Source organism: Streptomyces sp. NPDC055287, assembly GCF_053646035.1.
Genome location: NZ_JBSHNE010000007.1, coordinates 252,014 through 273,771 on the forward strand (window position 1 = coordinate 252,014; position 21,758 = coordinate 273,771).

Consider the following 21,758-nt stretch of genomic DNA (forward strand, 5'->3'; position numbering starts at 1 on the left):
AGATTGTCCCCATGACCGCACGCGCCGCCACGGGCCGCTCCCGCCCCGAGCTGATCACCGACGCCGCCCTGGCCCTGCTCGTGGAGCGGGGCATGCGCGGACTCACCCACCGGGCCGTGGACGAACGCGCCGGGCTGCCGCAGGGATCCACGTCGAACCACGCCCGCACGCGCCAGGCACTGCTGGAGGCGACGGTGCGCCGACTGGCCGAGCGCGAGGCTCAAGTACTCGCCCTGGAGGAGATTCCCGCACCGTCGGCCGGTCTCGAGGGCATCGTCGGCGCCCTCGCGCTGATCCTCCACCGCCACGTGACGCACCACCGGGAGCTGCTGATCGCCCGGTACGAACTGGGCCTGGAGGCGACGCGGCGGCCCGAGCTGCGCGAGTTCTACGACGCGGCGGGCCGGCACCACTTCCGTGAACCGCTCAACGCGCTGATGGCGGGGGCGGGTTCGCGGGAGCCGGAGCGGCACGCGCTGTCGCTGGTGGCGTGGTGCGAGGGGCTGATGTTCTCCTGCGCGGCCGGTTCGTACCACTCCGCCGTGCCCAGCGAGGCCGAACTGCGCAAGGGGTTCACCGAGTTGCTGCGCGGAATGCTCGGAACAGACATCGGCACAGACATCGGCACGGACATCGGTACGGACATCGGCACGAGCACGAGCACCAACGCGAGCACGGCCGGCGGCGCATAAGGACTGGCGGCGGGGGGAGGCGGTGAGTGACGATGGCCGCCATGACGATTCCTGAGCGCATCGATCCCTCAACCACCGCCGGCGAGCGCGAAATGCTCGAGAGCTGGCTGGAATTCCACCGCGAGACGCTGGCGTTCAAATGCGAGGGCCTGAGCGAGGAGCAGTTGCGGGAGACGTCCGTCGCACCCTCCGACATGTCTCTGATCGGTCTCGTGCGGCACATGACGGACGTCGAACGCGGCTGGTTCCACAGGGTGCTCAGCGACCAGGACGCCCCGCCCCTCTACTCCAGCGCAGAAGACCCGGACGGGGACTTCCATGTCACCGGCCGGGACACGTGGGAGGAAGCGCACACCGCCTGGCGGGCCACGATCGACAGGGCGCGCGAGCTGGCCGCGCCGCACTCGCTCGACCACGTCGGCGAGGGCAAGCACCGCTCCGGGAAGCCGTACAGCCTCCGCTGGATCTACGTCCACATGATCGAGGAGTACGCCCGGCACAACGGCCACGCCGACCTGCTGCGTGAACGCATCGACGGCTCGACGGGCGACTGACCACGCCGCGCCCCCACGCGCCGCCACATCACTCGTGTGGGCCAATCTCCCACGCGAGTACGCGAAAACCACACCGCGCCCACCAGAGTTGCGCGGGTGCACCGAACGAGAACCACAGCGAAGATCCTCATGGGAGTGGCGGTCACGGCCGTCTCCGCCACCGTCACCGGATGCGTGGCGGTGGAACCTCTGCCCGCGCCTGTCCCCGTACCTGTGGGGATCGACGCGCCGCCGCTCTCACCGGACCAGGACGTGAAGCCGCAGATCGTCCAGGCGCCCGCCCGCGAGGCCCTGGACGCCGCGCTCCAGCCGCCGGAGGAGGCCGCGCCCCGGGCAGAGCGACGAGAGGCCCCAGCGGTACGCCGAACCGACCCGCCCGCACCACCACGCCGCTCGGCCGGGGCCGTGGCTCCTGCCCCCGCGCGTCCGGCCCCCGCGGCCCCCGCACCACGCGAAGTCGCCGTACCGGTACCGCGCGTCCTGCCGTCTCTTCCCGCTCCCGCCGTGGGAGCCGGCACGGATGTGTGCGCGCTCGGCGAGGGATACGGCGGCTGGCAGCACGACAGCGCCCAGGCGCGCATCTGCCGCGAGACATACGGGCGCTGACATACGGGCGCTGACGACCGGGCGCTGCCGACCGGGCGAGCCCGCCGGTCAGCCCGCGTCCGCGAGCCTCCGCTCGAGCCGGTCGATGGCTGCCCGCACCCCGTCTCCGTAGCCGTCGTCCCCCAGCGCGTCCGACGCCGCCCGCGCCCGCCCCAGATGTGTGCGTGCGGCGTCCGGGCGGTGCAGCTTCAGATAGTCGGCGGCAAGATTCAGGTGGAGCGAGGGATAGAACCCGCGCACCGCGACCGAGGAGTCGTGCCGGGCCACCCGCTCGTCCGTCAGGCCGTCGGCGGCGGCCAGCGCACGCAGATCCCAGGCCAGTTCGTCCCCGGCGTCGTCCTGCGTGTCCGCCATGTAATGGGCGAGGGTGCAGCGGTGGAACGGATCGCCGTCCTCGCCGACCTCCGCCCACAGCTCACCGAGGCGGTTGCGCGCCTCCTCCCGGTCCCCGGCATGGAGAAGCATGATCGCCTGCCCGATCCGCGTCATCGTGGCGTCCTCGGACGTCTCCTGCTGCCCCATCGCCGTGCTCTCCTGTCGCCCGCCACGCACAAAGCAAATTCCGACGGTCCCGACGCTAGACCCCGCCACTGACAATCGGGCTCAGGCTCGGTCCGCGCCCTGATAGCGCTGAGCCAGGCCGGTGACCGTACGAGCCACCTCCGCGCGCAGTTCCGGCGGCCCCAGCACCTCCACCTCCAGCCCCAGCCGCAACAGGTCCCCCAGCGCCACGGGCAGCGCCTCGACGCGCAGCACGGTCTCCACCCAGCCCTGCGCGTCCGGCGGCCCCGCCGCCCGTACCGCCTCCGCACCGGCCGCACCGCACTGCACCGGCAGCAGCCTCACGCCGCGTGGAGACACCCTCAGCCGTGCCTCGCCGCGCAGTACCGCGGCCTCCATCCGGCTGTGCTCTCCTGCCAGTACGCCGCCAGACCGAAGCCTGCGGGCCGCTCGAAGCCCTCCTCCAGCGCCTCCACGGCGAGCATCCGCGACACCCGGTAGGTGCGCACCGACTCCCCGGCGTCCGCCGCCAGGTACCAGTTGCCGCCCTTGAGAACGAGGCCCAGGGGCTCCAGATCCCGGTGCACGTCACCACGCCAGCTCCGGTAGTGCACGCGCAGCAGCCGCTGCCGCCAGACCGCCCCGGCGACCTCCGCGAGATGCGGCGCCGGGTCGGCGTCCCGGAACCAGGCGGGGGCGTCGAGGTGGAACCGTTCCTGGACGCGCCGGGTGCGCTCCCCCAGGCCGTCCGGGAGCGCGGCGAGCAGCTTGAGCTGCGCCGTCGTCAGGTCGGCGGCCAGGCCCAGTTCGGCCGCGGCCGCCGGCATGCCGGCGAAGTGGAGGGAGCCGGCCTCGTCACTCGTCAGGCCGGTCAGGCGAGTGCGGTAGCCGTCCATCAGGCGGTATCCGCCGGCCGGGCCCCGGTCGGCGTACACCGGCACTCCGGATGTGCTGAGCGCCTCGACGTCCCGGTAGACGGTCCGGACCGAAACACCCAGCTCGGCCGCCAGTTCGGGGGCGGTCATCCGACCGCGGTTCTGCAGCAGAAGAAGGAGCGAGAGCAGTCGGTCGGCGCGCATGGACCAAGTCTGCGGGCAGGTCCTCCCGTACCTGACAGAAGGTGTCAGGTACGGAATGGATGCTGGTTCCCAGGAGCGCGAGAGTGTCGCGCCGGTCTTGAGAGGAACCCTCCATGCCCACACAGGCCACCGGAAGCTTCACCTTCGCCGACTGGAACGAGACCCCGGCCGCCGGGTCGGAGGAGGTCCCCAGGCTGGCCCGCGCCTCCGTCACCAACACCTTCACCGGCGCCATCGAGGCGGCCTCGACGACGTGTGAGTACTCCATCGCCTACGTGACCGAGAAGACCGGCATCTGCGCCGGCCACCAGCTCTTCAGCGGCAGCGTGGACGGCCGCCGGGGGACGTTCGCCATCCAGGAGCGGGCCGCCTTCGGCGAGGACGGCGAGGTCCACTGCACCTTCGAGGTGGTCCCGGGCTCGGGCACCGGCGACCTGGCCGGGCTGAGGGGGACGGGCGGCTACACCGCGCGACACGGTGAGCCGGCCGTCCCGTACACCTTCACGTACGACCTGGGCTGATCAGCCCAGGTTCGGCACGGTCCAGTCGATCGGCGGGTGGCCCTGCGCCGCGACGGCCTCGTTGATCTGGGTGAACGGCCGGGACCCGAAGAACTTCTTCGCCGAGAGCGGCGAGGGGTGTGAGCCCTTCACCACCACGTGCCGCTCCTCGTCGATCAGCGGAAGCTTCTTCTGCGCGTAGTTGCCCCAGAGCACGAAGACCGCCGGGTCGGGCCGCGAGGCCACGGCGCGGATCACCGCGTCCGTGAACGTCTCCCACCCCTTGCCCTTGTGGGAGTTGGCCTCGCCGGCCCGCACCGTCAGTACGGCGTTGAGCAGCAGGACACCCTGCTCGGCCCACGGCATGAGATAGCCGTTGTCCGGGATCGGGGTGCCCAGCTCCGCGTTCATCTCCTTGTAGATGTTGCGCAGGGACGGAGGCACCTTGACGCCCGGCCGCACCGAGAAGCACAGCCCGTGGCCCTGCCCCTCGCCGTGGTACGGGTCCTGGCCGAGGACCAGGACCTTCACCCGGTCGTACGGTGTGGCGTCCAGGGCGGCGAATACCTCTTCGCGCGGCGGGTAGACCGGCCCGTTCGCCCGCTCCTTCTCGACGAATTCGGTGAGCTGCTGGAAATACGGCTTCTGCAGCTCGTCCCCGAGGACGCCGCGCCAGGACTCGGGCAGCATGTCGGTGTCGGTCACGTCAACAACCTCCGGTAAACGATCAGTTCTTCATCGAAGAACCTACCTGCGGCCACTGACAACGGGTCCTACCAACTGGTCTTCTTGTGCAGCTGCCACACCTGCATGATCGTCTGCGGGTCCAGCGCCCGTTCGGCGCCCGCGATCTCGTCGGAGGCGGCGACGTACAGCTTGCCCTGCCACAGCGGCAGCAGACGGACGTCCTTGAGAAGGATCTCCTGGGCCCGCCCGAACTGGTCGCCGACCGCGGCACGGTCGCTCTCCTGCCGCGTCTTCGGCAGCAGGCTGGCCGTGATCTCCGGAGTGTCGTACGGCGTACCGACGGCGTTGTTCTCGCCGACGAAGGGGGCGACGAAGTTGTCCGGGTCCGGGAAGTCCGGGGACCAGCCACGGCCGAAGACCGGGTACTCGCCCTTCTGGTAGCCCTTGTAGAACGAGTTCCAGGGGCGGTGCTTCAGTGTGATCTTGAACAGCCCGGACTCGTCCAACTGTCGCTTCAGCTCGGCGAACTCCAGCGCGGTGGCCGATCCGTACCGGTCGGAGGTGTACCAGAAGGTCAGCGGTACCGGCTCGGTGATGCCCTCCTCGGCGAGGATGGCCCTCGCCTTAGGCACGCTCGGCTCACCGTAGGTGTCGAAGAAGCTGGTCGCGTGGCCGGCGACGCCGCTCGGAATCATCGAGTACAGCGGCTCGGCGGTGCCCTTGTAGACCTTGTCCACGAGAGCGCCCCGGTCGACCACCTGGGCAATGGCCCGGCGGACGGCGGGCTTGCGCGCGTTCGGGTCCTTGGGGTTGAACACCAGGTAGCGGATCTCGGCGCCGACCGCCTCGACGACCTGGAGTTCCTTCTCCTTCGGCTGCCCCTCCAGATCGATGACCTGCTCAGCGGTCAGACCGCGGAACGTCGCGTCGATCTCCTTCTTCTTCAGGGCCGCGACCATCACCGCGGAGTCCTGGTAGTAGTGGATCGTGACGGCATCGTTCTTGAGATCGGCGAACCCGTCGTACTTCGGATTCTTCACGAGCTCGGCGATCTTGTCCGGCTGGTACGAAGCGAGGGTGTACGGGCCGGAGCCCGTCAGCTTGTTGCCCGTGCGGAGCTTGTCCTTCGGGTAGTCGGCCGGGCTCACCATCGACATCGCGGGCGTCGCGAGCACGAACGGGAAGGTGGCGTCCGGCTTGTTCAGACGGAAGGTGATCTTCCGGTCGCCGCTCGTCTCGACCTTGTCGAGGCTGGTGAGCAGCCCGCTCGGACCTCCCTTCTGGGCGATCTCGACAATCCGGTCGATCGAGTACTTGGCCGCGTCCGCGTCCAGCGGCGTCCCGTCCGAGAACGTGAGCCCCTCGCGGAGCGTGCAGGTGTACACCTGGTTCGAGCTGTCCACGAAGGAACACTTCTCGGCAGCGTCGGGCTCAGGCGTGGTGCTCCCCGTGGGGTAGCTCACCAGCGTCTGGAAGACATTTCTGTACAGCTCCCAGGAACCGTCCCAAGCGCCGGCCGGGTCGAGTGTGCTGGGCGTGCTCGTCGTACCGACAGCGAGCTTCTGCTCGGTGTCGGACTGATCACTGGACAGCATCCCGCACCCGGTCAGCAGGGATATGGACACAAGGGCTGCAGCGGACTGCAGACATCTGGTCCGGTTGAACACGTGCACGCTCCTCGATCAGCCATGGGTCGGCAGACCATACCGCAGCGCCCTGCCGGGTCAACGGGCAGTCCCGGCAGGGCGCTTGGGTGTAATCCGCAGTAAAAGCGGGTAAAGCGACTTAGCCGACGCCAGCATTCAGGAAGATACCGCCGTCGACGACGAGTGTCTGCCCCGTGATCCAGTCCGACTGGTCCGAGGTGAGGAAAGCAGCCGCTCCCCCGATGTCCTCGGGTACGCCGAGCCGCCCCAGCGGGTACGCGGCGGCCGCCTCGACCTCGCGGCCCTCGTACAGCGCCTGCGCGAACTTGGTCTTCACCACGGCAGGCGCGATCGCGTTGACCCGTACACCCGGCGCGAACTCGTGCGCCAGCTGGAGGGTCAGGTTGACCATCGCCGCCTTGCTCATGCCGTACGCGCCGATGAAGGGCGAGGCGGAGATGCCGGCGACCGAGGCGATATTGACGATCGCCCCGCCGTTCTCCTTCTGCCACGCCTTCCAGGTCTGCTGTGCGAACCCGAGCGCCGAGATCACATTGGTCTCGTACGTCTTGCGGGCGACTCCCAGGTCCAGCTCCGCGATCGGCCCGAAGACCGGATTCGTGCCGGCGTTGTTGATCAGGAAGTCGACCCGGCCGAACGCCTCCATCGTGCGCTCGACGGCGATGGCCTGGTGCGCCTCGTCGTGGGCCTTGCCCGCGACGCCGATCACCCGGTCCGAGCCGAGTGCCTCGACGGCCTCCTTGAGCGCGTCCTCGTTGCGCCCGGTGATGCACACCCGGTCGCCGCGGGCTACGAGCGCCTCGGCGACGCCGTAACCGATTCCTCGGCTCGCGCCCGTGATGAGCGCGACCTTCCCGCTGTCCCGTACCTCTGCCTCAGCAGCCATGATCCTCAGTCCCTCGTCAGTTGAGCGGGCCGCCGGCGACGTACATGACCTGACCGGAGACAAAACCGGCGTCCTCGCCCGTGAAGAAGGCGATGGCGTTGGCGATGTCGTCCGGCGTGCCGACGCGCTGCACGGGAATCTGGGTGGCGGCGGCGGCCTGGAACTCTTCGAAGCCCATGCCCACCCGGGCGGCCGTCTGCGCGGTCATCTCGGTGACGATGAAGCCGGGCGCGACGGCGTTGGCCGTGATGCCGAACTTGCCGAGCTCCTTGGCAAGGGTCTTGGTGAAGCCCTGCAGGCCGGCCTTGACGGCGGAGTAGTTCGCCTGGCCGCGGTTGCCGAGCGCCGAGCTGCTCGAGAGGCTGACGATGCGGCCGAACTTGGCGTCCACCATGTGCTTCTGGCACGCCTTGGCCATCAGGAACGCGCCCTTCAGGTGCACGTTCACCACGGTGTCCCAGTCGGACTCGCTCATCTTGAAGAGCAGGTTGTCGCGCAGCACACCCGCGTTGTTCACGAGGATGGTCGGCGCACCGAGCTCGGCGGCGACACGCGCCACGGCGGCCTCGACCTGGGCACTGTCGGAGACGTCGCAGCCGACGGCGAGGGCGGTGCCACCCGCTGCGGTGATCTTCTCGACGGTGTCCTTGCACGCGGCCTCGTCGAGGTCGAGTACGGCGACGGCGCGGCCCTCTGCCGCCAGACGGACCGCGGTGGCGGCGCCAATGCCGCGCGCCGCCCCGGTCACGATCGCGACACGCTGCTCGGTGGTGGACATGCTGGTTCTCCTCGCCCTTGGATGCGGCCGCCCGGTCGACCGAGAGTGAGTTCCCGATCACTGAGCAACCGCTTAGTAGCTTCAGCAGACGTGACGCTAGAAGCCATGGCACTCGGTGTCAACGGCCCGACGGACGACCCGGCGCGTCAGTAGCGGAGATCACCGCACCAGCAGGTCGAGCAGACGCTCGACCTCGGCCCGGGGATCCGCCGTCAGACCGGTGTGCACGGGCCCCGGCTGCACGACGGTGCTGCGCGGCGCGATCAGCCAGCGGAAGCGCCGCCCGGCGTCGTCACCAGCCGCCTGGCCGGCCGCCTCCCCGCCCCCGCAGACGCCCTCCACGGCCCGCAGAGCGGCCCGTACACCCGCCACGTCGGCGCCGGGGTCCAGTGCCTTCAGCTTGGCCTCGTCGAGGTACGTCCTGGCGGCGACGAAGGACTGGGCGCGGCAGTACACGAGCACGCCCGCGTTGAACATTTCGCCGCGCTCCACGCGCGGCACGACGCGCACCAGCGCGTACTCGAAGACATCCCGCTCAGCGTTCACTGGTCGCCGTCCTTCGTGGCCTGTCCGGCGTCGTCCCGCCCGGCAGGTCGTGGCGTCAGGCGGTCCGACAGCCAGCCGGGGGCCTGCGACGGCCTGTCCTTGGTCGGCGCGCCCACGATGATCCGGTCGTGGATCGTCGCGGCGCGCGGCAGCAGGGCGTCGACGTAGGCGCGGCGCAGCGCCTCGGTGCTCTCGAAGCCGGGCTCGTCGACCAGCCACTCGACGGGGACCTGGGCGGCGACCTCGGTCAGCAGCTTCTCGGTGACCAGGGGCGCGAGCGCGGCCGCGGCGGCCGCGATGTCGGGGCCGAAGGGCGCGAGGACGTGGTCCGACGCGTTGTACGGCTTCGCGGACGCACCGGCGGCCGTCGGCCAGTTGTGGTGCCAGATCATGGTGGCGCCGTGGTCGATCAGCCACAGGTCGCCGTGCCAGACGAGCATGTTGGGGTTGCGCCAGGACCGGTCGACGTTGTTGATGAGCGCGTCGAACCAGACCACCCTGCCCGCCTCGGCCGGGTCCACCTCGTACGCGAGCGGGTCGAAGCCGATCGATCCGGGGAGGTAGTCCATTCCGAGGTTCAGTCCGCCGCTCGCCTTGAGCAGTTCCTGCACCTCCTGGTCGGGCTCGGCGAGTCCGATGACCGGGTCGAGCTGGATCGTCACGAGTTCGGGGACGCGCAGCCCGAGCCTGCGGGCCAGTTCGCCGCAGACGACCTCGGCGACCAGCGTCTTGCGGCCCTGTCCCGCGCCGGTGAACTTCATGACGTACGTACCGAGATCGTCGGCCTCGACGATCCCCGGGAGCGAGCCGCCCTCGCGCAGGGGCGTGACGTAGCGGGTCGCTGTGACTTCGGAGAGCATTTCCCCAGATTACTGCCGTGGTGGCGGGGTTCACGATCAGTTGTTCGCGTGCCTAGGGTGCCCGCATGGATGCCCAGGGTTTTCCTCGCCTGTTCGCCCGTACGCGTCGCTTCTCCCTCGGAGTCCCCCGCCGTTTCACCGTCTCGCCCGACGGCCGGCGCGTGCTGTTCGTACGGTCGGACGCGGGGGACGACCCGGTCAGCAGGCTGTGGCTGTACGAGGACGGGAGGGAGCGGGTACTCGCCGGGCCCGAGGGGGCCGCCGACACTCCGGAGGCCGAGCGGATCCGCCGGGAGCGCGCTCGGGAGACGTCGCAGGGCGTGGTGGCGTACGCGACCGACCGGGAGGCCCGTGTCGTGGCGTACGCCCTCGGGAGCGAGCTCTGGACCGTACGGACGGACGGTGGCGGCCCGCGCCGCGTCCCGACGGTCGGCCCGGCCGTCGACCCGCGCCCCTCCCCCGACGGGAAACTCGTCGCGTACGTCACCGGGGGCGCCCTGCGCGTCGTCAGGACCGACGGCACCGGGGAACGGCTGCTGGCCGCTCCCGAGAACGCCGATGTGACGTACGGGCTCGCGGACCATGTCGCCGCGGAGTCGCTCGGCCGGATGCGTGGTTACTGGTGGTCGCCGGACAGCGGCGCCCTGCTCGTCGCGCGCGTGGACACGTCGATGGTGCAGCGCTGGTACCTGGGCGACCCGGCGCGTCCCGAGCACGCGCCGCGGCCGGTCCCGTATCCGGCCGCCGGCACGGCGAACGCCGAAACTACGATGCATGTCGTACGAGTGGACGGCCAGCGGGTCGCGGTGCGGATGCCCGCGGAGGCCGACGCGGAGGCCCACTGGGAGGACCGGTGGACGGACCGCGCCTTCGAGTACCTCGTCGCGGCCTGGTGGGACTCCACGGGACCTGCCATGAACGTCCAGACCAGGGACCAGCGCACGGCGTACCTGATGGGCATCGACCCGGCGACCGGGGAGACCTCACTGCTGCACCAGCAGAGCGACCGGGCGTGGCTGGAGTTCCTCCCCGGCGTCCCGGCGCGCACGTCCGCCGGTTCCCCCGTCCTGGCGATCGTGCCACCGGGGGGCGACGTCCACGGCCTGCGGATGGCCCGGCACGGAGCGGTCACACCGCCCGGACTGAACGTCCGCGAACTGCTGTGCACGGTGGGCGAGAGGGTGCTGTTCACCGCGAGCGACGAGCCGACGGAGGTCCATGTCTGGTCGTACGAACCGGACTCCGGTTTCGTCAGGCTGAGCGAGGAGCCCGGCGTCCACACGGCCGCTGCCGGCGGCGACACGGTCGTACTCGACAGCATGACGCCCGAGGGTCACACCGTCACCGTGCTGCGGAGCGGCAAGCCCGCCGGGCACATCGCCGTACGCGCCGAGGAGCCCTCGGTCACGCCCCGCCCGCTCCGCCTCTCGCTCGGTGAGCGTGAGCTGCGCAGCCTGCTCTTCCTCCCGTCGTGGCACGAAACGGGGTCGGGCAGCCTGCCCGTCCTGCTCAGTCCGTACGCCGGCCCCGGCATGCAGCTGGCCGTCAAGGCACGCGGGTGGTGGACGGCCGTCGGCCAGTGGTGGGCCGAGCAGGGGTTCGCCGTGCTGATGACGGATGGGCGCGGTACGCCGGGGCGCGGAGTCGCGTGGGAGAAGAGCATCCACGGCGACCAGCTGACGCCCGTGCTCGACGATCAGGTCGACGCGCTGCACGCGGCGGCCGAGTACTGTGCGGACCTCGACCTGGGGCGAGTGGGCATCCGGGGCTGGTCGTTCGGTGGTTACCTGGCGGCAGGCGCCGTACTGCACCGTCCGGATGTCTTTCACGCCGCCGTGGCGGGCGCCGCGCCGACCGATCTGCGGCTGTACGACACGCACTGGAAGGAGCGCTACCTCGGCCACCCCGGCGTACTGCCCGAGAACTACGAACGCTGCTCACTCGTCGAGCACGCGGGCAAGCTGACCCGGCCGCTGATGCTGGTCCACGGCATGGCGGACGACAACGTCCTGCCGGCCCACATGCTGCGCTTCTCCGCGGCGCTGCTGGCGGCCGGGCGTCCGCACAGCGTTCTGCCGCTCCCGGGAACGAGCCACCTGGTCACCCGGGAAGGCGTGGCGGACAAGCTGTTGCTGCTGGAACGCGACTTCCTGAAGAAATCGCTCGGCTGCTGAACACCGCAGTCCGCTCCCGCGTACAACAGCGCATAACCAGACGTCGAAGAGGAGTGCCGGCATGACGGGATCTCAGGAGACAGGGCGGCTGTTCGGCCGCCGTACGGTCGTCGCCGCGGTGGGCGCAGCAGGAGTCGCCGCCGCGCTGACAGCGTGCGGCGGTTCGGACAGCGACAGCCCGTCCGGCACCGCTGCCGAGAAACCGGCGGGCGGGGCGGGCGAAGCGGGCGGCGGCGACGCCGGCGCCGTGCTCGCCAAGACAACCGACATCCCGGAGGGCGGCGGCAAGGTCTTCGCCGACAAGGGGCTGGTCGTCACCCAGCCCACGGCAGGCCAGTTCAAGGCGTTCTCGTCGAAGTGCACTCACCAGGGGTGCGCGGTCAAGGACGTGGCGAACGGCATGATCAACTGCCCTTGTCACGGGAGCATGTTCGATGCGACGGACGGCAGCGTAAAGGGCGGCCCGGCGAAGGCGCCGCTCCCCTCTGCCGCCATCAAGGTCGAGGGCGACTCGATCACCCTTGCCTGACGCGCCGCGGGCGCTTCCAGCACGCGAGCACCTCGTCGGTCGTGGTGATCGTGGCGACAAGGGCGAGCGTGTTGCGGATCATCGCGGGGGTGTAGTCGCTCGGCACTCCCGCGATGGCGTCCGAGGGCACTACGGCTGTGTAGCCGAGATTGACCGCGTCGAAGACGGCGTTGGGAATCGCCACATTGGCCGAGACGCCCGTGACGAGCAGGGTCCGGCAGCCGAGGTTGCGCAGCAGCGCGTCGACGCCCGTACCGGAGAGCGGCGAGAGGCCGTGCAGACGCCGCACGACGAAGTCCTCTTCCGCGACTTCGATCGGTTCCGCGACGCGCACCGCGGTCGTTCCCGAGAGCTGCTGTACGGGCAGCCGTGCGGCGGCCCGGAACAGCCGTGCGTTGTGGCTGGCGCCGCGCCCGTCGGGACGCCGCTCCGCCACCGCGTGCAGCACCTGTACACCGGCCTCGTGGGCACCGGCGACCAGCCGAGCGACGCGCAAGAGGGCCCCTGACGAGCGGGCCTCCCCGGCAAGTTCGGGCAGGGCGCTGTCCTGCCCGACGACCCCTTGCTGGCATTCCACGGTGAGCAGCACGGTGGTCGCCGGGTCGAGCTGCTCCGCAAGCTGTTCGTACGACTGCAAGACTCCCCCTCGGGTCTGGGCGCGCGAGAGTAGCGGCCATTGCGCGACGGGGGAAGAGACCCCATGATTTCTGACACCAAGTCAGGAATCAGGGAGGACGCGCATGAGCGCCACGCAGCGCAGAGGCCGCCGCATCATGATGACGGACGCCGAGCGGGACTCATTCCTCACCGAACAGCGCACCTGCCGGGTGGCGACCGTCTCGACGGACGGCAGCCCGCACGTCGGCGCCCTGTGGTTCGTCTGGGACGGGGATTCCCTGTGGCTGTACTCGATCACCCGGAGCCGCCGGTGGGCGCAGCTCCGCAAGGACGCCCGGCTGGCCGTGGTGGTCGACGACGGGGTGGAGTACGGCGAACTGCGCGGCATCGAGCTCTCCGGCACCGCCGTCTTCGTGGGCGAGTCGCCGCGCACCGGCGAGCCCTGCCCCGAACTCGAGGTACCCGAGCGGCTCTTCCCCCGCAAGTACTTCGACATGACGCAGATGCCGCACGACGGGCGGCACGCCTGGCTGCGGCTGACGCCGGACGCGGTGACGTCCTGGGACTTCCGCAAGCTCGGCGGCGCCGCCTGAGCCCCGGGGACGTTACTCCTGGCACCTCAGCCCGCTCCGGGCGCGCGGGCCCGGGTTCAGCTGACGACGGCCGCGCCCGCCGCGCTCAGCGCGTCGACCGCCGCACGGATGGAGGGCCGCCGGTCGGCGTCGGCGCGCCAGACGGCGTACACGTGGCGCCGCATCGCATGCCGCACCGGTACGACACGTACCCCGTCCGGCACAGGCCCGCGCCCCAGCCGGGGCGCCACGCACACCCCGAGCCCCTCGGCGATCAGGGCGAGCTGGGTGGCGTGCTCCTCGGCGACATGCGCGATCCGGGGCTCGACACCCTTGCCGCGCAGCGTGAACATCAGCCACTCGTGGCAGAACTCGCCCTCCGCCCAGGTGACCCAGTCGTCGTCGGCGAACTCCTCCAGGTCCACGGCGCTGCGGTCGGCGAGCGGATGGTCGACATGCATCGCGACGTCGGCGGGGTCGTGGAGCAGTTCCTGCTTCGCGAGCCCTTCCGGCATGGAGAGCGGCCTGTTGTACCAGTCGAGCACGACGGCGAGATCGAAGTCACCGCGCACGACCCCGCGTACCGACTCGGCGGGCTCAAGCTCCTGCATCTTCACCCGCAGTTGCGGGTGCTCGACGCGAAGCGCGGCAAGGGCGGCCGGCAGCAGACCCCGGGCGGCGGTGGGGAATGCGGCCACGGTGAGATCACCGACGACGCGGCCGCGCTGCGCCTCGATGTCGGACTGCGCACGCTCAACCTGGGAGAGGATGCGGGCAGCGTGGTCGGCGAGCAGCCTTCCGGCATCGGTGAGGCGGACGCCGCGGCCGTTCTTGGCGAGCAGGGGCTGACCGACCTCGCGCTCCAGCTTGGCCATCTGCTGTGAGACGGCGGAGGTCGTCACATGCAAGCCCTCCGCCGCGCCACTGACCGAACCGTGCCGGGCGAGGGCGTCGAGCGTACGCAGGCGCTCCAGATTCAACATGTAAGCGATACTAAGCGGTCAGCTCCACAAAATCTCGCTTGTGCTACGAGGTGGGGCAGGCCAGGGTAAACATCATGAGCCTCGCCTCCACACGCCGCGCCGCGCCGTCCGCCAACCCAGCCACACCTGACGCCACACCTGGCGAGACACCTGACGCCGCTCCGGAGGCCCCTCCCGCGTCCGTCCGGCGCCCGGCCCTGGACTGGCGCATCCGCTTCGGCGTGCTCGCGCTGATCTGGGGCTTCAGCTTCCTGCTGATCAAGGTCGGCACACAGGCCTACGCCCCGTTCCAAGTGACCCTCGGGCGACTTCTCTTCGGTACGGCCGTGCTCGCTGCCGCGATGGCCGTCAAGCGGGTGGGGCTGCCGCGCGGCGCCCGTACGTGGGGCCATCTGACTGTCGCTGCATTCTTCCTCAACGCCCTGCCGTTCACGCTCTTCGCCTACTCCGAGCTGACGATCCCCTCGACGCTGGCCGGCATCTGCAACGCCACATCGCCACTGTGGGGCATGGCGCTTTCGGTGGTGGCGTTCTCCGAGGACCGCCCGACCCGGCGCCGCGTCGCGGGGCTCGGCATCGGCTTCATCGGCGTACTGACCGTGCTCGGCGCCTGGCAGGGTTTCTCGGGCCTCGACTTCAGCGGTACGGCGATGGCGCTGCTCGCTTCGCTCAGCTACCCGGTGGGCTGGATCTACCTGCGCCGTACGCTCGGCGGTAGCGGCAACTCCGCCCTCTCCATGACCGGCGCGCAACTCCTGCTCGGCACCGCGCAACTGGCCGTGGCGACCCCTCTGTTCACCACCATGCCGACGTCGTTCCCGGTCGTCCCGCTGCTCGCGGTGGTGGCACTCGGCGCGCTCGGCACGGGCTTCGCGATGCTGCTCCAGTACAACCTCGTCGCCGAGATCGGCCCGACGACCGCACAGATGGTCACCTACTTCATCCCGGTCATCGCCACCGTCGCGGGCGTCACGCTGCTGGGCGAGCACCTCAGCTGGAACACCCCGGTGGGCGCGCTTGTCGTCCTCGCGGGCGCGGCCCTGACCCAGAGCCGCGCCCGATCCCGAAGCACGGTCGCGAGCCACGACTGACAGCAGGCGGGCTTGATCCGACTGAGCCCGGCGCCGGATCAGGCTGGGGTCGGGCTGGGTTCGAGCTCGCGTCGCGGGGCAGGCGGCCGGCCCTCACCCGTAGCGCCGTCCCCCCGGCGCTGGTCCGGCCGCCGCCGCGATGGCGTCGGCGAGCGGTCCGACGTCGGCCGGAGTCATCGCCGAAACGGTCACCCGCACGCCCGGCGGCGCCGCCATCCGGAACCGCGCCCCCGGCACGACGGCCCACCCCGAGTGCAGCAGCCGCGCCACCACCCCCGTCTCGTCCGCCACCGGCACCCACACGTTCAGACCGCTGCGCCCGTGCGCCTCGATCCCCCGCTCGGCCAGCGCCCGCACCAGCGCGTCCCGCCGCCTGCCGTACTCCTGCGAGACGGCCCGCACGTCCACGGCGCCCGCCTCCCACAGCTCAACGACCGCCCGCTGCAACAGCCGGCTCACCCAGCCGGGCCCGAGCCGCTGCCGGCCCATCACCCTGTCCACGGTGACCGGGTCGCCGGTCATCATGGCGAGCCGCAGGTCGGGGCCGTACGCTTTCGCGACGGACCGCACGAACACCCAGTGGTCGGTCAGCCCGGCGAGCGGACGCACCGGCAGATCGACGATGGCGTGCCCGTGGTCGTCCTCGATGAGCAGGACGCCCGGGAACGTCACCAGGACACCGCGCAACTCCTGGGCTCGCGCGACGCTCACCGCCGCACCGGTCGGGTTCTGGGCCCGGTCGGTGATCACCAGCGCCCGCGCCCCGCCCCGCAGCGCCCGTTCGACCTCACCGGGCAGCGGCCCGTTGTCGTCGAGCCCGACCGGTACGGCGGTCAGCCCGAGCGCGGGGATGAGATCGAGCAGGGCGCCCCACCCCGGGTCCTCGACGGCCACCGCGTCACCCGGCTTCAGGTGCGCGGCCAGGACGCGCTCGATCGCGTCCAGCGACCCGGACGTGACGGCCACAGGCCCGCCCGGCACCCCGTCCGCGTCGAACGCGGCCCGCGCGAGCCGCGCGAAATCCGGGTCGACGGCATCCTGCCCGTACAGCACGGGCCGCTCGGCATTGTGCCGCGCGGCAGCCGCGAAGGCGTCGTGCAGCAGCGGCAGCAACGCGGGATCAGGATTGCCCTCGCTCAAGTCGCGCACACCGGGCGGTACGTCGACCCTGATCGAGTCCCGCGCCGTACTGGCAGGCCGCGGACGAACCCGGCTGCCCCGGCGGCCCGAGGTCTCGATCACCCCACGCTCGCGCAGCGTCCGGTACGCGGCCGCGACCGTATTCGGATTGACCCCCAGTTCCCCTGCCAACTCACGCATGGGAGGCAGCAGTTGACCGGGCTCCAGTTCCCCGGAACCCACCGCACGCTCCACACTCGCGGCAATCTCCGATGCACGCCGCCCACTGATCCGATACTCTCGCCCTAGCACAAAGACAACTATGCACTAGTGCAATGGAGAACGCAATGCCGGACACCACCTCCTACGCGCCTTCCGAGCGCACGGTCCCGACACGCTCCCGGGAACGCGCCTCGTACAACCGCGACTTGGTGCACGCGATACTCGACGAGGGTTACGTGTGCCACCTCGGCTTCGTCCGTGACGGCGCGCCCGTGGTCCTGCCGACGCTGTACGGCCGGGTCGGCGACCGCCTCTATGTGCACGGCTCCACGGGCTCCCGGCCCCTGCGCATGGCCGGCGAGAGCGACCCCGGTCTCGCCGTCTGCCTGACCGTCACCCACGTCGACGGACTGGTCCTCGCCCGCTCCGCCTTCCACCACTCCATGAACTACCGCTCCGTGGTCGTCCACGGCACGGCCCACCAGGTCATCGACGAGGAAGAGCGCCGCACCGCCCTCGACGCGCTCGTCGACCACGTGGTCCCCGGCCGCTCCCACGACTCGCGCCCGGCCAACGCCAAGGAGCTCGCGGCGACCGCCGTGATCCGCCTCGATCTGAAGGAGGTCTCCGCGAAGGTACGCACCGGCGGCCCCAACGACGAGCCCGAGGACGCCTCGCTCCCCCACTGGACGGGCGTCGTGCCCCTGACCCGCGGGTACGGCGCCCCGATCCCGGCAGCCGACCTGGACCCGGCCGTCGCGCTCCCCGACTACCTCACGACGCTCTGACCCACGGCCCAGGCCGGCCGGGGAGGGGCCGGGGCGGGCAGAAGTGCGCCCCGGCCCGGCCCGCCGCCCCTACACGAGCACCCCGGCAGCCCTCCGGCCCACCGCCGCCCTCGCCTCCGTGAGCGCCAGCCCCGCCACCGCCGCGAGCAGCAGCAGCGTGCCCACCACGGTGGCCACCGTCAGGTGCTCGTCCAGCAGCACGACCGCGATGACCGCCGCGCTCACCGGCTCGAGCAGCGTGATCACCGACACTGTCGCGGACCGGACCACGGCCGCCCCGGCGAAGTAGAGCGCGTACGCGAGCGCCGTCGGCACCGCCGCCACGTACACCAGCAGCCACGCCACCCGCACCGGATCGGCGGTGTGCGGCAACAGCCCTTCAACAGCCGCGAACGGCATCAGGCACAGCGAGCAGATCGCGAAAGCCCAGGCGGTCGTACGGAACGGATCGCCGCCGCCACCGTCACGCCCGAGCCGCCGTGTGAGCAGCGTCATCGCGGCGTACCCCGCCGCAGACAGCAGGGCGAAGAAGACGCCGACGGGCCGCACGGCAGTTTCACCGCTGCCCAGCACCATCACGGCGAGCCCGGCAATCGCCCCGACCACGGTGAGCGCCCCGGCACGACCCAGCCGCTCTCCCATGGTCAGCCGCGCACCCAGCGCGATCAGCACCGGCGCCGCGCCCATGGTGACGACGGTTCCGACGGCGAGCCCGGTGGCCTGCACGGCCGCGAAGTACGCGCTCTGGAAGACGGTGAGCCCGAGCCCGGTGACAACAACGCGCGTCAGCCGCCGCTTACGAGGCTCGGCCGGCGCGCCATCCGCTCCCGCAGCAGCCGCACCCAGCGCGACAACCCGGCGCCGCCGTACCGCACGGGCGGCCATCAGCAGCACCAGCCCCCCGGCGCAGCGCCAGAAGGACAGGGCGAGCGGCCCGAGATCGCTGGCCGTGAAGGTGAGAGAGGCGGCCGCTCCCGCGGTGCCCCAGGCCGTTCCGGCGATGATCAGATAGACGAGGCCACGCCCGACGGGCAGGCCTGAGGAAGGAATGGACAGTTTCGACACGTGACTTCTCCGCGTGAAGACGGGACAGGTGGTGGTCGCTGGACTCCGCACGCGGGCAGCGACGAACCGCTCGGGGACTGCCCGAGCCCGGTCTTCGTCTTCGGCAATGCCGCCCGCGTTACGCGGCGGGAGGCGGAAGCACAGTCAGATGCATGATCATCACCCTACGGTGCGGTCCGGCCCGCGGACAACTCACCGTCGGCAGACCTCCCGAGATCGGCATGCCGCCCAAGATCCGCACGCCCGAGGCCCGCATCCGCCTCACCCACCACAGCTGCCTCGCCCCTCGCAGAAGCCCCACCCACCACAGATGCCGCATCTACCACGGGTGCCCCGCCCGCCACAGGACCGCTCGGAGCCTTGGGAGCCGACGACTGCGCGATGAACGCACCGATCAGCACCACGGCCCCACCGATGATCTGCGGCGCGGACAGGTGCTCACGCAGCAGCACCCACGCCAGTACGGTCGCGATGACCGCCTCCAGGCAGGCCACCACACCCGCCACCTGCGGCGACAGCTTGCGCACCGATACCACGCCCGTCACGTACGCGACGACGGTGGCGATCAGCACGATCCAGCCGAGCAGCAGCGCGGCCGGCACAGCCGTCCCGCCCATGTCGGCGTTCCCCGCCAGCAGCGACCAGTCCATGCCCCAGGGGCGGGCCACCACGGTCAGCACCGCGGCCCCGATGAGCAGTCCGTACGCGATGACGCCGAGCGGATCGGCCGCGTCGTCGCCGGAGCCGCCCTGGTCGGACAGGACGAAGTAACCGACCTGGCAACAAGCGGCACCGAGCGCGAACAGCAGCCCCAGGGCGTCAAAACTCAGCCCCGCCCACACCTCGACGACGCAGGCCAGGCCCCCGACGGCCAGCACCACACCGACCGCGGCCGCCCGCGTCACCGGCCTGCGCTGCACGAACCGGACCCATCCGAGCACCAGGGCCGGGGCGAGATACTCGATGAGCAGGGCGACACCGACCGGGATCCGGGACAGCGAGGCGAAGTAGAAGGCCTGCACACCGGCGACCGCGAGCAGGCCGAAACCGGCGAGCAGAGCGGGCTTGCGCAGCAGCAGGTCCCGGTGGCGCCAGGCCACGGGCAGCATGACGAGAGCGGCACCCGCCACCCGCAGCCACACCACGTGCAGCGGGTCGAGCCCCGCTTCGATCAGCGGCTTGGCCGCGACACCGGAACCGCCGAATGCGAACGCCGATGCCAGGGCAAGTCCCAGGCCGGCGCTCTTTCCCTGAGACGCATGCATCGGCACATCATGCCAGCCGGGGTCAGGAGCGTCACCCCTGTTACGCCTGTCGAGACGCCCCGCGCAGACGCCCTGCCAGCAGCTCCGTGTTCACCCCGCCCCGCCGCAGCACTTCGACCGCCCGGCAACCGGGATCCGCCGCGAGTACGGCGAACAGATCGAGCCCGCAGGCCCGCTGATCGCCCCGCGCCGCGGCTCGCTCCAGGGCGCCCGCCATGGCCGCGACAGCGGCGGGCGACCAGCCGGCAACATCCAACACACCCGCCACACCCGCCGAATCCCGCACCGGCGGCACCGTGCCGGACTCCTCCACCGCGCCCTGCCAGCGCAGCCCGTAGCCGATGCTGCGCTGTACGAGATAGCCGAGCACCCTGGCGAGCTGCGGCGGTCCGTCGAACGCGGCCCGGACCTCCGGATCGGTCTCGATCACCGAGTGCAGCAGATGCGCGGTGTCGATCTGCCGGTCGCCGTCCCGCAGCGCCCGTCTGCGCGCGCCCGCGACCACCGAGGCGAGCTCCGCGGTGAGCCCGGCCGCGACGTCCGCACGCCGGGGAGCGGGCTGATGGGGAACCCGCGGGGTAGGGCTTTGCACATCTCCCACCTCATCAGCCGCCGCCGGCGCGAACATCCCCGCCGAGGAGCATTCGCGCATCCCACGGAAGTTGGGCAACCCGGCCCGGGCTCTCCTCCTTACGGATGAGACCAGGAATATCGGGACTGTGCCTGGCCCCGACGGATCTGACAGTTCATCAGTATTGAATGTTCCGCCCCGCCGGGCTACGTTCCGCGACACACAGCCGACGACAGCCGCCGAACGGTGACGAGAAGGGGTGGTCGCATGGCCGAAGCCAGCGCGGAGGCACACATCGGGGCGCCGGCCGAGAAAATCTGGGCGCAGCTGACGGACTTCACCTCGTACGCCGAGTGGAACGCGACCCACACCAGCTTCCCCGGAGGCGGCCCCGCGGTGCTCGAGGTCTCGGCGACGTACGACGAGAACATGAAGCTCATGGGCTTCCCCGCCGAGGTCACCTGGACGGTCGAGGAGCTGGAGCCTGCCAGGCTCCTCGCCACCAGGGGGAAGGGGCCGATGGGCGTCAACCTCGCCATGCGGTACTCGCTCGCACCCGAGGGCGGCGGCACCCTGGTACGCATCGACGGCGAGTTCACCGGCGCCGCCGTTTCCCTGATGGCGGGCAAGCTGAAGGACTCGGCGGGCGCCGCGCTGAGCGAGTCGCTGCGCAGGCTCGACGGCCTGGTCACCTGAGCCGGCGGACACGAGCCGGCGCCCCGCGGATGTCCGCGGGGCGCCGCTGCTCCTGCTGCTCCAGCCCTGCCCGGCTCTTCCTGCCGCGCCTCAGTCCTCGTCGGCAAGGATCAGATAGAGCTTCTTGCGGGACTCGTTGATGACAGCGAGAGCCTTCTGCCGCTGCTCGGCCGAACCGGTCTTCCAGACCTGGCCGAACGCCTCCATCAGGCCGAATCCCGCCTGGCGGACTTCGTTCATCGTCTCCCAGTCGACGCCGCGCCCCGCTTCCTCCCACGGGGCCTGCGGCCCCGCCTCGGCCTCGGTGCGCCCGGCGTCGGTGAGCGTGAACAGCTTCTTGCCGCCCTCGCTCTCACTGACGATCAGGCCTTCGTCCTCGAGCAGCTGGAGCGTCGGGTAGACCGAGCCGGGGCTGGGCCGCCAGGCCCCGCCACTGCGCTCGCCGATCTCCTGGATCATCTCGTAGCCGTGCATGGGCCGGTCGGCCAGCAGCGCCAGGATCGACGCGCGCACGTCGCCGCGCCGCGCCCTGCCCCTCGGTCCGCCTCGCCCACGTCCGCCGCCACCCCACGGCCCGCCGAACGGTGGCCCGAAGGGGCCGAAGGCGGCACGCCGCCCCTCGAACTCACCCCGACCGCGATGGCCGGGCCCGCAGTCCCCATGTCCATGTGAACGCATCGCTACGCTCCTTCCATCGTTGATCTGTCGC

24 protein-coding genes and 1 pseudogene are annotated in these 21,758 nt (G+C 71.0%); 10 read left to right on the plus strand and 15 right to left on the minus strand.

The window, feature by feature from the left end; genetic code table 11:
- Positions 1-11: 11 nt before the first annotated feature.
- The 3 genes from ACWIHY_RS14640 to ACWIHY_RS14650 all read left to right on the plus strand — a co-directional run bounded on the left by ACWIHY_RS14640 (position 12) and on the right by ACWIHY_RS14650 (position 1,852).
- Positions 12-692 carry a TetR/AcrR family transcriptional regulator gene (locus tag ACWIHY_RS14640; protein ID WP_454376006.1) on the plus strand — a complete coding sequence of 227 codons (681 nt, stop codon included), beginning with the start codon at positions 12-14 and terminating at the stop codon, positions 690-692.
- A gap of 41 nt (positions 693-733) precedes the next feature.
- Positions 734-1,246, plus strand: a complete 513-nt coding sequence (locus tag ACWIHY_RS14645) for a DinB family protein (protein WP_454376007.1) — start codon at positions 734-736, stop codon at positions 1,244-1,246.
- Between the two features lie 96 nt (positions 1,247-1,342).
- Positions 1,343-1,852, plus strand: a complete 510-nt coding sequence (locus ACWIHY_RS14650; RefSeq protein WP_454376008.1) for a hypothetical protein — start codon at positions 1,343-1,345, stop codon at positions 1,850-1,852.
- A gap of 48 nt (positions 1,853-1,900) precedes the next feature.
- On the opposite strand, the gene ACWIHY_RS14655 is transcribed toward ACWIHY_RS14650, so the two are convergent.
- Together ACWIHY_RS14655 and ACWIHY_RS14660 are read right to left on the minus strand one after the other, a co-directional pair.
- Complete coding sequence (locus ACWIHY_RS14655; RefSeq protein ID WP_454376009.1) at positions 1,901-2,374, minus strand: hypothetical protein; 474 nt, start codon at positions 2,372-2,374, stop codon at positions 1,901-1,903.
- Positions 2,375-2,455: 81 nt separating this feature from the next.
- Positions 2,456-3,432 (minus strand): annotated as a pseudogene (locus tag ACWIHY_RS14660) (helix-turn-helix transcriptional regulator).
- 113 nt (positions 3,433-3,545) lie between these two features.
- Here ACWIHY_RS14660 and ACWIHY_RS14665 point away from each other — a divergent pair.
- A complete protein-coding gene (locus ACWIHY_RS14665) occupies positions 3,546-3,953 on the plus strand; it encodes a DUF3224 domain-containing protein (RefSeq protein WP_454376010.1) in 408 nt (135 codons plus the stop codon).
- On the opposite strand, the gene ung is transcribed toward ACWIHY_RS14665, so the two are convergent.
- From ung to ACWIHY_RS14695, 6 genes are all read right to left on the minus strand, one after another.
- The gene (gene ung, locus ACWIHY_RS14670) at positions 3,954-4,637 is read right to left on the minus strand and encodes a uracil-DNA glycosylase (RefSeq protein WP_454376011.1); all 684 of its coding nucleotides are present in this window, start codon (positions 4,635-4,637) and stop codon (positions 3,954-3,956) included. It lies immediately after the preceding gene.
- A gap of 68 nt (positions 4,638-4,705) precedes the next feature.
- Complete coding sequence (locus ACWIHY_RS14675; protein WP_454376012.1) at positions 4,706-6,286, minus strand: ABC transporter substrate-binding protein; 1,581 nt, start codon at positions 6,284-6,286, stop codon at positions 4,706-4,708.
- Positions 6,287-6,404: 118 nt separating this feature from the next.
- Positions 6,405-7,172: an SDR family oxidoreductase gene (locus tag ACWIHY_RS14680; RefSeq protein WP_454376013.1), complete on the minus strand. Its 768-nt coding sequence runs from the start codon at positions 7,170-7,172 to the stop codon at positions 6,405-6,407.
- 16 nt (positions 7,173-7,188) lie between these two features.
- Positions 7,189-7,950 carry a 3-oxoacyl-ACP reductase FabG gene (gene fabG, locus ACWIHY_RS14685; RefSeq protein ID WP_214971524.1) on the minus strand — a complete coding sequence of 254 codons (762 nt, stop codon included), beginning with the start codon at positions 7,948-7,950 and terminating at the stop codon, positions 7,189-7,191.
- A gap of 159 nt (positions 7,951-8,109) precedes the next feature.
- Positions 8,110-8,496 (minus strand): DUF3037 domain-containing protein, encoded by a 387-nt coding sequence (locus tag ACWIHY_RS14690; protein WP_454376014.1) that lies wholly within the window; start codon positions 8,494-8,496, stop codon positions 8,110-8,112.
- A complete protein-coding gene (locus ACWIHY_RS14695; RefSeq protein WP_454376015.1) occupies positions 8,493-9,356 on the minus strand; it encodes a HipA family kinase in 864 nt (287 codons plus the stop codon). The genes ACWIHY_RS14690 and ACWIHY_RS14695 overlap by 4 nt, the downstream gene beginning before the upstream one ends.
- A gap of 65 nt (positions 9,357-9,421) precedes the next feature.
- Between ACWIHY_RS14695 and ACWIHY_RS14700 the strand changes: the two genes are divergently transcribed.
- Together ACWIHY_RS14700 and ACWIHY_RS14705 are read left to right on the plus strand one after the other, a co-directional pair.
- Positions 9,422-11,530, plus strand: a complete 2,109-nt coding sequence (locus ACWIHY_RS14700; RefSeq protein WP_454376016.1) for a prolyl oligopeptidase family serine peptidase — start codon at positions 9,422-9,424, stop codon at positions 11,528-11,530.
- 61 nt (positions 11,531-11,591) lie between these two features.
- On the plus strand, positions 11,592-12,059 hold the full coding sequence (locus tag ACWIHY_RS14705) for a Rieske (2Fe-2S) protein (protein ID WP_454376017.1): 468 nt from the start codon (positions 11,592-11,594) through the stop codon (positions 12,057-12,059).
- Here the strand turns inward: ACWIHY_RS14705 and ACWIHY_RS14710 are convergent.
- Entirely contained in the window at positions 12,046-12,696 is a 651-nt protein-coding gene (locus ACWIHY_RS14710; protein ID WP_454376018.1) for a cysteine hydrolase, read from the minus strand. The two genes, ACWIHY_RS14705 and ACWIHY_RS14710, sit on opposite strands and share 14 nt — an antisense overlap.
- Positions 12,697-12,799: 103 nt before the next feature.
- On the opposite strand from ACWIHY_RS14710, the gene ACWIHY_RS14715 reads away from it, so the two are divergent.
- The gene (locus tag ACWIHY_RS14715; protein WP_454376019.1) at positions 12,800-13,270 is read left to right on the plus strand and encodes a pyridoxamine 5'-phosphate oxidase family protein; all 471 of its coding nucleotides are present in this window, start codon (positions 12,800-12,802) and stop codon (positions 13,268-13,270) included.
- A gap of 56 nt (positions 13,271-13,326) precedes the next feature.
- Here ACWIHY_RS14715 and ACWIHY_RS14720 read toward each other — a convergent pair whose 3' ends face one another.
- Positions 13,327-14,232 (minus strand): LysR family transcriptional regulator, encoded by a 906-nt coding sequence (locus ACWIHY_RS14720; protein ID WP_454376020.1) that lies wholly within the window; start codon positions 14,230-14,232, stop codon positions 13,327-13,329.
- A gap of 38 nt (positions 14,233-14,270) precedes the next feature.
- Here ACWIHY_RS14720 and ACWIHY_RS14725 point away from each other — a divergent pair, with 38 nt between their 5' ends.
- Positions 14,271-15,323 (plus strand): DMT family transporter, encoded by a 1,053-nt coding sequence (locus ACWIHY_RS14725; protein WP_454376021.1) that lies wholly within the window; start codon positions 14,271-14,273, stop codon positions 15,321-15,323.
- Between the two features lie 93 nt (positions 15,324-15,416).
- On the opposite strand, the gene ACWIHY_RS14730 is transcribed toward ACWIHY_RS14725, so the two are convergent.
- Entirely contained in the window at positions 15,417-16,754 is a 1,338-nt protein-coding gene (locus ACWIHY_RS14730; protein WP_454376022.1) for an aminotransferase class I/II-fold pyridoxal phosphate-dependent enzyme, read from the minus strand.
- A 23-nt stretch (positions 16,755-16,777) separates the two neighbouring features.
- Here ACWIHY_RS14730 and ACWIHY_RS14735 point away from each other — a divergent pair, with 23 nt between their 5' ends.
- Positions 16,778-17,452, plus strand: coding sequence for a pyridoxamine 5'-phosphate oxidase family protein (locus tag ACWIHY_RS14735; RefSeq protein WP_454376023.1), 675 nt, complete (start codon positions 16,778-16,780; stop codon positions 17,450-17,452).
- A gap of 69 nt (positions 17,453-17,521) precedes the next feature.
- On the opposite strand, the gene ACWIHY_RS14740 is transcribed toward ACWIHY_RS14735, so the two are convergent.
- From ACWIHY_RS14740 to ACWIHY_RS14750, 3 genes are all read right to left on the minus strand, one after another.
- Entirely contained in the window at positions 17,522-18,508 is a 987-nt protein-coding gene (locus ACWIHY_RS14740; protein WP_454376053.1) for a DMT family transporter, read from the minus strand.
- A gap of 173 nt (positions 18,509-18,681) precedes the next feature.
- On the minus strand, positions 18,682-19,782 hold the full coding sequence (locus ACWIHY_RS14745; protein ID WP_454376024.1) for an EamA family transporter: 1,101 nt from the start codon (positions 19,780-19,782) through the stop codon (positions 18,682-18,684).
- A 40-nt stretch (positions 19,783-19,822) separates the two neighbouring features.
- Complete coding sequence (locus ACWIHY_RS14750; RefSeq protein WP_454376025.1) at positions 19,823-20,374, minus strand: peptidase; 552 nt, start codon at positions 20,372-20,374, stop codon at positions 19,823-19,825.
- 246 nt (positions 20,375-20,620) lie between these two features.
- Between ACWIHY_RS14750 and ACWIHY_RS14755 the strand changes: the two genes are divergently transcribed.
- Positions 20,621-21,049, plus strand: a complete 429-nt coding sequence (locus ACWIHY_RS14755) for a type II toxin-antitoxin system Rv0910 family toxin (RefSeq protein WP_454376026.1) — start codon at positions 20,621-20,623, stop codon at positions 21,047-21,049.
- A gap of 90 nt (positions 21,050-21,139) precedes the next feature.
- On the opposite strand, the gene ACWIHY_RS14760 is transcribed toward ACWIHY_RS14755, so the two are convergent.
- Positions 21,140-21,727, minus strand: a complete 588-nt coding sequence (locus ACWIHY_RS14760) for a PadR family transcriptional regulator (RefSeq protein WP_454376027.1) — start codon at positions 21,725-21,727, stop codon at positions 21,140-21,142.
- Between the last annotated feature and the right edge of the window lie 31 nt (positions 21,728-21,758).

Bases quoted from the DNA above. Each gene is read 5' to 3' on its own strand.
- fabG (WP_214971524.1), bottom strand. From the start codon at position 7,950: ATGTCCACCACCGAGCAGCGTGTCGCGATCGTGACCGGGGCGGCGCGC.
- ACWIHY_RS14640 (WP_454376006.1), top strand. From the start codon at position 12: ATGACCGCACGCGCCGCCACGGGCCGCTCCCGCCCCGAGCTGATCACC.
- ACWIHY_RS14755 (WP_454376026.1), top strand. From the start codon at position 20,621: ATGGCCGAAGCCAGCGCGGAGGCACACATCGGGGCGCCGGCCGAGAAA.
- ACWIHY_RS14735 (WP_454376023.1), top strand. From the start codon at position 16,778: ATGGAGAACGCAATGCCGGACACCACCTCCTACGCGCCTTCCGAGCGC.
- ACWIHY_RS14645 (WP_454376007.1), top strand. From the start codon at position 734: ATGACGATTCCTGAGCGCATCGATCCCTCAACCACCGCCGGCGAGCGC.
- ACWIHY_RS14705 (WP_454376017.1), top strand. From the start codon at position 11,592: ATGACGGGATCTCAGGAGACAGGGCGGCTGTTCGGCCGCCGTACGGTC.
- ACWIHY_RS14760 (WP_454376027.1), bottom strand. From the start codon at position 21,727: ATGCGTTCACATGGACATGGGGACTGCGGGCCCGGCCATCGCGGTCGG.
- ACWIHY_RS14665 (WP_454376010.1), top strand. From the start codon at position 3,546: ATGCCCACACAGGCCACCGGAAGCTTCACCTTCGCCGACTGGAACGAG.
- ACWIHY_RS14715 (WP_454376019.1), top strand. From the start codon at position 12,800: ATGAGCGCCACGCAGCGCAGAGGCCGCCGCATCATGATGACGGACGCC.
- ACWIHY_RS14695 (WP_454376015.1), bottom strand. From the start codon at position 9,356: ATGCTCTCCGAAGTCACAGCGACCCGCTACGTCACGCCCCTGCGCGAG.
- ACWIHY_RS14700 (WP_454376016.1), top strand. From the start codon at position 9,422: ATGGATGCCCAGGGTTTTCCTCGCCTGTTCGCCCGTACGCGTCGCTTC.
- ACWIHY_RS14680 (WP_454376013.1), bottom strand. From the start codon at position 7,172: ATGGCTGCTGAGGCAGAGGTACGGGACAGCGGGAAGGTCGCGCTCATC.
- ACWIHY_RS14745 (WP_454376024.1), bottom strand. From the start codon at position 19,782: ATGCATGCGTCTCAGGGAAAGAGCGCCGGCCTGGGACTTGCCCTGGCA.
- ACWIHY_RS14655 (WP_454376009.1), bottom strand. From the start codon at position 2,374: ATGGGGCAGCAGGAGACGTCCGAGGACGCCACGATGACGCGGATCGGG.
- ACWIHY_RS14720 (WP_454376020.1), bottom strand. From the start codon at position 14,232: ATGTTGAATCTGGAGCGCCTGCGTACGCTCGACGCCCTCGCCCGGCAC.